The 1,601-nt window shown below is 68.5% G+C and carries 1 protein-coding gene; it reads left to right on the top strand.

Annotated features, from left to right (window positions below; all coding sequences use genetic code 11):
• Nucleotides 1-220: 220 nt before the first annotated feature.
• Complete coding sequence (locus ACWCQ1_RS52090; RefSeq protein WP_451030133.1) at nt 221-1,462, top strand: IS110 family transposase; 1,242 nt, start codon at nt 221-223, stop codon at nt 1,460-1,462.
• Nucleotides 1,463-1,601: the final 139 nt, after the last annotated feature.

Raw genomic sequence — 1,601 nt, 5'->3', positions numbered from 1 at the left:
TCATCCGTGCACACTCCTTGGTGGCGGGAGACGCCCGCCGGTCACCGCGCCAGCGGGAGAGGACCTATGCAGACGCGTTGCCTTCGAGGCCCCCATGCAGACCTGTCCCTCCCGCTGGAGGCGGGCCGCGCACTGGCCAGCGGGAGTTGCGCTTCGAGCGCCGAGATGAGGTACCAGCGGGGCCGCCCAGTCGGTGACCAGGACCGACAGGACGGAAGCCATGCACAACTCCTTAGCCACCAACTCCTCCACGAAAGATGGCGTGTTCGGCGGCCTCGACTGGGGCGAGCAGCATCACCAGCTCTGCCTCCTCGATGGAGCCGGCCAGGTCATGCATCAGCGTCGGTACGCGCACACTGCTGACGGCCTCGAGCACCTGGAGCGGCAGCTGCGCCGCCATGTCGCCTTGGTCGGCATCGCCATCGAGCGCGGTGAAGGCCTGCTGGTCGAACGCCTGCAGGCAGCGGGGCACACCCTCTACTGCGTCTCGCCGAAGATCTCCGCCCGAGCGCGCGAACGTTACCGGATGGCGCCGAAGAAGGACGACGCGTTCGACGCCTTCGTCCTGGCCGACAGCCTCCGCCACGAGCACCGACACTGGAGGCCGCTACCGGCAGCGTCACCGCAGCTGGCCGAGCTACGCGCGGTCATCCGCGACCGGGAACGCGTCATCTGGAACCAGCGTGATCTGGAGAATCAGTTGCGGGCCATCCTGCAGGCCTACCATCCCGCCGTGCTGCACTTGTTCTCCTCGCTCGACCGGGATATCAGCCTGGCGTTCCTGCGGGACTACCCCACCCCTGAGCAGGCCCGTCGCGTCGGTCCCGAGAGGATGAAAGCGTTCACCGGCCGGCACGGATACTCCGGCCGCACCCGTCCGGAGGTGCTGGTGGAACGGCTGCGCGCCCATCTGCTGGCCGCGGCCCCGGGCACGGTCGCGGGCAAGGAGCTGACCGCCGTGCTCTTCGCCGAGCAGCTCGCCCTGCTCAACGACCACGTCCGCATCCTGAACAAGCGAGTGGACAAGCTGCTGGCCACTCATCCTGACGCGCCGATCTTCCTCAGCTTCCCCTGCATGGGCCGGTCCTGCGCGGCCATGCTGCTGGCCGAGATGGGCGAGGACCGCGACCGCTTCCCCACCCCGGCCGCGCTCCTGGCCGAGACCGGCGTCGCCCCGGTCACCCGAGCCTCCGGCCGCAGCCGTCAGGTCCGCTTCCGCTACGCGGCCAACAAGCGCATGCGCCACGCCGTGGACTGGTGGGTCTTCAACATGACCCGCGAAGTTCCCTGGGTCCACGACGCATATGAGCAGGCCAGGGCCCACAAGCAGCCGCACCATCGCGCCATCCGCGGGCTCGGCGCCCGCTGGGTCCGCATCCTCTGGCGCTGCTGGCAGGACCACACCTGCTACGACTCCGCTCTGCACCACAGCGCTCACTCGGAGGCCGACCTGACCGGCTGAGGAACTCCACAGCAGCCTCCAGCATCCGAGGGACGATCACGTTCTGGCTCCTCGGCCCCTTGGCATGCCCTCAGCTTTGGTCCAGTTCGATCAGCCACCAACAACGTCCAAAACCACGGAGGTTGACAGGGGGAGTCTG

The organism is Streptomyces sp. NPDC002144 (assembly GCF_053593695.1).
The sequence above is the reverse complement of the archived record's forward strand: the minus strand, read 5'-3'. Positions and strand labels throughout refer to the sequence as shown.

Excerpts from the sequence above, each read along its gene's own strand:
- ACWCQ1_RS52090 (WP_451030133.1), top strand. The coding sequence starts at position 221 with ATGCACAACTCCTTAGCCACCAACTCCTCCACGAAAGATGGCGTGTTC.